The 8,228-nt window shown below is 51.2% G+C and carries 7 protein-coding genes; 1 reads left to right on the plus strand and 6 read right to left on the minus strand.

Annotation, left to right across the window (positions count from 1 at the left end; genetic code table 11):
• Positions 1 to 229 precede the first annotated feature (229 nt).
• The gene (locus ABWO75_RS12755) at positions 230 to 1,252 is read left to right on the plus strand and encodes a LacI family DNA-binding transcriptional regulator (protein ID WP_353186118.1); all 1,023 of its coding nucleotides are present in this window, start codon (positions 230 to 232) and stop codon (positions 1,250 to 1,252) included.
• A 4-nt stretch (positions 1,253 to 1,256) separates the two neighbouring features.
• Here ABWO75_RS12755 and ABWO75_RS12760 read toward each other — a convergent pair whose 3' ends face one another.
• The 6 genes from ABWO75_RS12760 to uppS all read right to left on the minus strand — a co-directional run.
• Positions 1,257 to 2,048, minus strand: coding sequence for a (Fe-S)-binding protein (locus ABWO75_RS12760; protein WP_353186120.1), 792 nt, complete (start codon positions 2,046 to 2,048; stop codon positions 1,257 to 1,259).
• Positions 2,045 to 3,334, minus strand: a complete 1,290-nt coding sequence (locus ABWO75_RS12765) for a 4Fe-4S dicluster domain-containing protein (RefSeq protein ID WP_353186122.1) — start codon at positions 3,332 to 3,334, stop codon at positions 2,045 to 2,047. The genes ABWO75_RS12760 and ABWO75_RS12765 overlap by 4 nt, the downstream gene beginning before the upstream one ends.
• Positions 3,335 to 3,567: 233 nt before the next feature.
• Positions 3,568 to 4,122 carry an OmpH/Skp family outer membrane protein gene (locus ABWO75_RS12770; protein ID WP_353186124.1) on the minus strand — a complete coding sequence of 185 codons (555 nt, stop codon included), beginning with the start codon at positions 4,120 to 4,122 and terminating at the stop codon, positions 3,568 to 3,570.
• Between the two features lie 106 nt (positions 4,123 to 4,228).
• Positions 4,229 to 4,780 carry an OmpH/Skp family outer membrane protein gene (locus ABWO75_RS12775; protein ID WP_353186126.1) on the minus strand — a complete coding sequence of 184 codons (552 nt, stop codon included), beginning with the start codon at positions 4,778 to 4,780 and terminating at the stop codon, positions 4,229 to 4,231.
• 75 nt (positions 4,781 to 4,855) lie between these two features.
• On the minus strand, positions 4,856 to 7,411 hold the full coding sequence (bamA, locus tag ABWO75_RS12780) for an outer membrane protein assembly factor BamA (protein WP_353186128.1): 2,556 nt from the start codon (positions 7,409 to 7,411) through the stop codon (positions 4,856 to 4,858).
• 140 nt (positions 7,412 to 7,551) lie between these two features.
• A partial coding sequence (uppS, locus tag ABWO75_RS12785; RefSeq protein ID WP_353186130.1) for a polyprenyl diphosphate synthase occupies positions 7,552 to 8,228 on the minus strand: 677 nt, incomplete at its 5' end.

Below are 8,228 nucleotides of genomic sequence, written 5' to 3' on the forward strand. Positions count from 1 at the left end.
GCGCATTCCTTTCCTTTTTCAAAACGTATCGTTACTTTTGAAACAGTTTTTTCGCTGTTGGCATAGGCATATGGAGAAAGCCTGATCAGTTGAAACCCTGCTTGAACTGCCACTACAAGCCGATGGATGACACAGTGGCTATACCAGGTTCATTGCCTTTAAACGCAACGAGGCGATCCCGGCGATTCCATCGAATACAGGGAAGCGCTTCGGTAAATACGTGATTCAGATGAAAAAAGTGACCATATTAGATATCGCGAAGGAACTCGGCATTACGTTTTCGACAGTAGCCCGTGCGCTAAATGATCATCCCGCGATCAGCGCCGCAACGAAGCAGTCGGTGCGTGAAACCGCTGATCGATTGGGGTATCAGCCAAACAAGCTGGCATCTTCGCTGCGATCGGGACGAACGAAGATTGTTGGGGTGCTTGTGCCGCGGTTGGATGTCAGTTTTTTCAGTTCCGTGGTACATGGCATTGAAAGCGTAATGAATGAGCAGGGCTATACGATACTCCTTTACCAGTCGCAGGAATCAGCCCGGCACGAACAGCGGGGCATTGAAACCTTTTTGCGCTCGCGGGTAGATGGTATTATTGCATCTATTTCGCTGGAAACGGAAACCGCAGCCGGTTACGAGGAAGTCAAGGCACGGAATACACCGCTGGCCTTCTTTGATCGGGTATTGGAGCAGCTGGATGTGCCGTCCGTAACGATAGACGATTACCGTGGCGGGTTTATGGCTACCGAGCACCTGATCCGGGCCGGTTACCGTCACATTGTACACATCAGTCAGTATCGGGACATCAACATCTTTAACGAGCGGCTGCGGGGTTACCTCGATGCACTGAAACAATATGGATTGCCGGTTGACGAACGGCTGATCATTAAGGGGGATTTTTCCCTGGATTTCGGGCGGCAGTGTGTCCGCGACCTGCTGGCCGAAGGCGTGACTTTTGATGCGGTTTTCACGCTGGAGGATTTTACAGCCATGGGTGTGGTGCAGGAACTGAAGCACGCCGGAAAACGTATACCCGATGAAGTGGGGGTAGTCGGTTTTGCAAATGAGGCGTTTACCAGCCTGGTGAGTCCAGCGATCTCAACGGTAGACCAGCGGACAGTGGAAATGGGGAAGGCGGTTGCCCGGCTGTTTCTGCGACTGCTTAAGCAAGGTAATTATTATCACCATAAGCCCGAGAAGCTGGTACTGCAGCCCCGATTGCTCATCCGCGCGAGTTCCGACCGGACGGTTTAAGGATTTACAAGCCATTGGCACGTGCCGTTACTTCGGCGATGTCCAGCACTTCCACTTCCGTTTCTTTCTCCCTTGCTTTTATCCCGTCACGCAGCATCAGCATGCAGAATGGACAAGCAGCAGCAATAACCTGCGGGCTGGTTTCAAGCGCTTCGTCGACACGTTCGACATTGATTTCCTTATTACCGGCCTCGGGTTCCTTGAACAGCTGGGCACCCCCCGCACCGCAGCAGAGCCCGTTGCTGCGGCAGCGTCTCATTTCGACAAGCTGCGCGTCGAGGTGTTCCAATACTTTGCGCGGAGCTTCATAAACCCCGTTTCCGCGGCCCAGATAGCAAGGGTCGTGGTAAGTGATGCGTTTACCGCTGAACGATTCACCATTGGCAGCAACGAGCTTGCCCGCGTCGATCAGCTGTTGGATCAGCTGGGTATGATGGATGACCTCATAATGGCCGCCCAGGCCCGGATACTCATTTTTCAGCGTATTGAAGCAGTGTGGGCATCCGGTAACGATCTTACGGATACCATAGCCGTTGAGTGTATCGATATTGGCAATAGCCTGGAGCTGGAAGAGAAACTCGTTGCCGGCACGCTTGGCCGGGTCACCCGTACAACCTTCTTCGGTGCCCAGTATGGCGAACCGCATGCCGACATGATGCAGTATCTGGCAAATAGCCCGTGTAATCCGTTGTGCACGTGTGTCGAAACTGCCGGCACAGCCTACCCAGAAAAGGATGTCGGGAATCTCGTTCCGGGCAGCCAGTTCGGCCATGGTGGGAATGTGTTGTTCGGTCATTTTTGCCTCCAGTTCGCACGGTCCGCCCGGGCATATTTCCAGGGGGCACCGTTGTTTTCAATATTACTGAACATCGTATTCAGCGTAGCAGGCGCCTGCGATTCCTCCATAACGGTATATTGCCGCAGCGCCATGATAATTTCTAATGGATTGATCAGCACCGGGCAGGCTTCCACGCAGGCGTTGCAGGTTGTGCACGCCCAGAGTTCTTCGCGGGTGATGTAGTCGTCGAGCAGCGATTTCCCATCGTCGGCTTCGACAGGTTTACCGCGATTCCCGGCCTCCACCATACGGTCGCGGGTATTCATCATGATTTTCCGCGGCGACAGGCGTTTGCCCGTCAGGTTTGCGGGGCATACTGCGGTGCATCGTCCGCACTCCGTGCAGGTGTAAGCGTCGAGCAGGTTTTTCCAGGTAAGGTCGGTCACGTCTTTTGCACCGAAGCGGAGCGTCTCATCCGATGATTCAGAAACCGCGGCCGGGTCGAGCATGGCTTTTACCTCCCGGGTAACCTGGGGCATATTGGCAAAACGGCCGGGATTGTCCAGGTTTGAAAAATAGGTGTTTGGAAAGGCCAGTACAATATGCAGGTGCTTGGAATAGGGGAGGTAATTCATAAAAGCCAGTACACCGGCAATGTGGAACCACCACGCGAAGCGCTCCAGGAAGATCAGTGCCGGAATACTTTCCGGTAGCATTGGCTGTAGCCACACGCTGACGGGGAATGAACCCGCCATGGAATAAGGGGCTACACCCAGCAGCTGTAACTGGTGATCGGCCGCATTCAATGTAAGGAAAGCGACCATCAGCAAAATTTCGGCAATTAGAATCAGGTTAGCATCGGTCTTCGGCCAGGCCGTCATTTCCCTGCCCGAAAAACGGCGAAGGTGCGCAATGTTGCGCCGGGCCAGGAAAATGACACACCCGATGAGTACGGCAAACGCCATCCACTCCAATATGGCAATAAGTACGTTATAGGTACGCCCCAACCCACCAAATGCGCGGTGAGTGCCAAACAGTCCATCGATGGTGATTTCCAGCAGCTCAATGTTAATGATGAAAAAACCCAGGTATACGAATCCATGCAGTAATGCGGCGAATGGCCTTTTAAACATTTTCCGCTGACCGAAGGCCACCTGCAGCATGATCCGGAACCGTCGGGCAGGCTGATCAGTCCGACGTTCCGGGTGGCCCATCCGAATGTTCCTGATGATGCGCCGGGCATTGTAGGCGGCCAGCGTGACGGCGCCCAGTAAAAGTATACCAAAAATAAGCTGGCTTATCATTCGATAGTTGGTTAACGATCCAAAGGCTCCGATGCGACGGATCCGATACCCCTGCGATGCGCCCGGGCAGCTGCCGGCACACCGCAAGCCGCGGCGAAAGGGCCATTATACGAAGTTAAGGAATTTCGATGACTCTCCAAGCCGACGGCCTGCGAACGGCATATTCGGGGAAATAAAAAACGCGGAATGTATTTTCATACACTCCGCGTCGCTAATTTTCGTTACCGGTCCGGTTACGGATTTGCCGGGGCAGTAGCTGAAATGCCGAGCTTGGTTTTCACTGCAGCTGTCAGGTCGTCGCCACCCTGGAAATACGGAATAGCTGAGTTGGCTATATCGAATACATAAGCATAGCCCTGTTCTTTGGCTACAGCCTGTACCGCTGTATTGGCTTTCTGGAAAATAGGAGCAAACAACTCTTCTTGTTTTTTACCCAGTTCATCCTGAGCGAGCTGCTGTACTTCTTGGATTCTCCGCTCAATTTCCTGGATTTCGACACCGAGTGATTGCAATTTAACGTCGGTAGAATCACTATTGGCTGCGCTGCGGTTCCGTTGCAAATCCTGGGCTGTTGTTATTTTTTTCTGATATTCAGCACCCATCTGCTGCAATTCCGCCTCTTTGCCCTTTTGCAGGGTTTCAAACTCCGTGTTTGCCGTTTTGAATTCCGGCATGGCCTGTATAATTTCATTTGAATTGATGTGGCCGATTTTCTGTTGAGCACTTACGGTTACGGTTGATAAAAACAGTAGCGCTACTATCCCTATCCCTTTAAACAAATTTTTCATGCGATCCATTTAGTTTTCTTGTTGTTTGCGCAATGCGGGTGCATTGCCCTTGTTTTCGTTATTTGTTATTGTTTATCGTTTAAATTTCGCAATGATACGAAACGGATTAATTTTCCGCAAGTGATGGATCAGGTTTATAACCCAGCTGGGTTATTACGGCATCACTTTTATCAAGATTGGGATTGGCATAGAGGAAAGTCACCTCACTGCCTTTGTCCAGTACGATATCCAGACCCTGATCCTTCGCGATTCGCTGTATGGCGGCCGCTACCTTATCCTGAATCGGTTTAACCAGTTTTACCCGCTCCTGAAACAGATCCCCTTCGAACCCGAATTTCTGCCGTTGGAATTCGCGGGCTTCCTGCTCTCTATTGACAATCTCATCTTCCCTTTTCCGGCGCATGGCTTCACTGAGCAGCACTTGATCTTCCTGATACGACTGATAGAGTTTCTCAATTTCAGCGAACCGGTTGTCTACTTCTTCCTGCCATTGCACCGATAATGCATCCAGCTGTTTCTGTGCGGACAAATACTCAGGAATATGTTTCAGGATATATTCCGTATCCACATAGGCGAACCGTTGCGCAAATGCAGTAGTGGTAGTCATGACGAGCAGCGCCACCACGCCGGCATAACCTATATATCTGTTGATTTTCATAATTCAAAAACTATTAATATTTCCAAATCTGTTATTTATCAAATGTACTGCAAAAGTAATTCCACTTTTTCCGTGTTAATTGAACCCACCCATCTGCTGCATGATGCTGAAGGTGAAGTTCTGCCGCCATTGGCTGCTCGGTACCCCGGGTATGGGATCAAACGCATGGCCGTAGTCGATCCCCAGCAGGCCGAAAATCGGCAGGAAGATCCGCGCACCCACACCCACCGAACGGCGTACCTTGAACGGATTGAAATCGCGGAAGTTGTTCCACGTATTACCGCCTTCGGCAAAAGCCAGCACAAATACCGTTGCCTGGTCGTTGAGCATCACGGGGTGCCGCAGCTCCAGTTGGTATTTGTTATAAATCGGGCTGCCGGAATTGCGGGCAATATTGACATTGGCCCCGTCAGGAATCACCATGCCATTGGCGTATCCCCGCATGGCAATAATTTCGGAACCCTGCAGGAAGTCGAAGCCCATCATCCCGTCGCCACCCAGCTTAAACCGTTCAAATGCCGATTGGCCGGTAGCGCTGCTGTAGGATCCAAGGAAGCCGAATTGGGCCTGGGCCTTCAGGACCAGTTTTCCGGTAATCCGGGTGAACCACTGTGAATCGAATTTCCATTTATGGTATTCGGTCCATTTAAAGCGTACATTGTCAGGTGCGGTCGGATAGTTGATATTGTTCATCAATGAGTACGGGGGCGTCACCTGGACCGTAAATCGGATGTGCGACCCTGACGTCGGATAAATTGGTGCATCCACGGAATTACGGCTGATTTCCTGGGTCAGGTTGATGTTGTATGACGTACCGTTCTCGAACAGGAAACCGGGGTAATTCTGCAGCTTGTACTGCTGCACACCCAATGAATAATTAAGCTGGAAATAGTTGTCTGGCCATTGCAGCCGTTTACCCAGGCTCACGGTAACACCATTCATCCAGATCCGGTTCAGCTTATCATCCGAAACCGTCTGCCGGCCGGTCCAGTAATCGAAGCCGCCGTATGAAGACGAGGAAGTAAAGGCACTTACCCCAAAATAGATTGGCTTCTTTCCACCAAGCCACGGCTCGGAAAACGAAAAGCTATACGACTGGTAACGTTTGCCGCTCGTCTGTCCGCGGATACTCAGCTTTTGGCCGTCGCCGCGGGGGAGGGGTTTCCATGCATTTTTATCAAAAAGATTCCGCGTCGAGAAGTTGTTGAACGACAGCCCCAATGTGCCGATGACCTGCCCCGCACCGAATCCGCCTGAAAGTTCGACCTGGTCAGACGGTTTTTCCGTTACGTTGTATTCAATATCCACGGTGCCTTCTGAATGGTTCAGGTTTGTTGGTATCGGATTGGTTTTTTGCTCATCAAAGTTACCCAACTGGGCAATTTCACGCGTACTCCGCATGATCAGGTCCTTCGAAAATTTCTGTCCGGGCTTCGTGTAAATCGACCGCAGCAGCACCCGGTCGTTGGTAACGTCATTCCCTTTCAGGATGATGTTGTTAACCGTAAACTGGGCGCCTTCGTAAATCCGCAGATCAAGATCGACCGTATCGTTGTAAATACGGGTCTGTACCGGGTCTACGGTAAATGTCAGATACCCGTCGTTCAGGTAAAGGGAAGAGATGTCGTCGCTGTTGCGTGTTGGCCCCATCAGTTTGGTGTTCAGTTTTTCCTCGCTGAATACCTCGCCTTTTCCGATACCCAGAATCACGTTGAGGATCGAGTCGGGGTATTTGGCATTTCCCTGCCAGGTAATGTTACCGAAATAATATTTGGGTCCCTCGTAAAGATCGACATCAATAATGACATTTCTGTCGTTATACTTATACACCGTGTCGTTCAGGATGGTAGCATCGCGGTAACCCCGATCGCGCATCTTTGCAATGAGGTTATCTTTGGCCTCTTTGTACTTCTCGTCTTTGAATTTCCCCGGCCCGGTAATCCGCCACCAGGTACGCTGCCGTACCCCCTTAAAGAATTTGCGGAGCTGGCGCTGCGAAAAAGCTTCATTGCCGGTGAAATTGATGCGGTGGGCCCGGACCTTCCGGTTGCGGTCAACGTTAACGACCAGAATCTGGTTGTTCGCCTGGCTGGAATCTTTGACCGCAGCCATGGTAATTTCCGGATACAGGTAGCTCTTTTCCCGCAGGTAGCGCGTAATGGTATTGCGCGTGGTGTTCATCAGGTTTTCGTTGACGATCTTGCCCGTGTTTTCATTTAATTGCTTACGTACCTCTTCGACCTGTGTTTTGCTAAGCCCCTCAATATCAATGCGCGTAAGCCGGGGACGTTCCACCACATGGATGTTGAAGAAGATGGAATCACCTTTTACGGCATCGGCATATAGCTTCACATCGTCAAACAGCCCCTGGTCCATTAAGTTTTTGACCACATTGGACGTTGCTTCGCTGGGTACCTCAATCCGGGTACCCACCACCAGCTTGGAAATGGTGATCAGCACGTCGTTGTCCAGGTATTCGGTGCCGCTTACGGTAATTCCGCCGATGATAAAATTCTTGGGATTCAGGTAACTGAACTCATCGGATTCACCGATGGGGAGTCCCCGTTGCTGGGCCCGGGCGGCACCTGCTGCCAATATCGTTATAAGTGCAATAAATACTATCCGCTTCATCTATATTGTTTATCGCTGCTAAAGTACATTAAACAGTTGTTAATTTTTGTTAAAAGGCATTTTTTTGTCGGATTACACCTGTTTGGCCTGGTGGATGCTGCCCGGAAATTGCAGGGATTGTGCATGGCTCGGCTGTGCGGTTACGAATTCAGTTGCTCGCTGGTCATGCCGAACCGGCGCTCCCGTTTCTGGTACGCCGCAATGGCTTCAAATAGGTCAGCTTTCCGGAATTCGGGCCACATCTTGGGCGTAAAATACAACTCGGAATAGGCCAGTTGCCACAGGAGGTAGTTGCTGATGCGCTGCTCGCCGCTGGTACGGATTAGCAATTCCGGATCGGGCATGCTGTTGGTCGACAGGTACTGACTAAACAGTTTCTCATCAATTTCATCCGGTTGGATTGACCCTTCCAGTGCCGCTTTCGCCAGCTTTTTTGCCGCTTCGGTAATTTCCCAGCGGGCGCTGTAGCTCAATGCCAGTGTAAGTGTGCTGTTGGTGTTGTTTCCGGTTTGTGCAATAACTTCCTGGAGGCCTTTGTAACACCTGCCGGGCAACTGCGCCAGATCACCGATGGCCTGAAGCCTGACACCATTTTTCATAAGCGTTTTGGTTTCTTTGCTGAGGGTGCTGACCAGCAACTCCATCAATGCCGACACTTCCAGTTTGGGACGGTTCCAGTTTTCAGTTGAAAACGCATACAGGGTGAGGTACTTAACCCCGATTTCGACGGCGCCTTCCACGGTATCACGCACCGCCTTTACCCCGTTTTTGTGACCGAATACGCGCAGTTTGCCTTTTTCCTTTGCCCACCGGCCAT

Source organism: Parapedobacter lycopersici (genome assembly GCF_040395035.1).
Classification (GTDB): Bacteria; Bacteroidota; Bacteroidia; order Sphingobacteriales; family Sphingobacteriaceae; genus Parapedobacter; species Parapedobacter lycopersici_A.

What these genes read in the sequence shown, in the direction of transcription:
- ABWO75_RS12770 (WP_353186124.1), bottom strand. Translation starts at nt 4,122, where the DNA reads ATGAAAAATTTGTTTAAAGGGATAGGGATAGTAGCGCTACTGTTTTTA.
- ABWO75_RS12775 (WP_353186126.1), bottom strand. Translation starts at nt 4,780, where the DNA reads ATGAAAATCAACAGATATATAGGTTATGCCGGCGTGGTGGCGCTGCTC.
- ABWO75_RS12760 (WP_353186120.1), bottom strand. Translation starts at nt 2,048, where the DNA reads ATGACCGAACAACACATTCCCACCATGGCCGAACTGGCTGCCCGGAAC.
- ABWO75_RS12765 (WP_353186122.1), bottom strand. Translation starts at nt 3,334, where the DNA reads ATGATAAGCCAGCTTATTTTTGGTATACTTTTACTGGGCGCCGTCACG.
- ABWO75_RS12755 (WP_353186118.1), top strand. Translation starts at nt 230, where the DNA reads ATGAAAAAAGTGACCATATTAGATATCGCGAAGGAACTCGGCATTACG.
- bamA (WP_353186128.1), bottom strand. Translation starts at nt 7,411, where the DNA reads ATGAAGCGGATAGTATTTATTGCACTTATAACGATATTGGCAGCAGGT.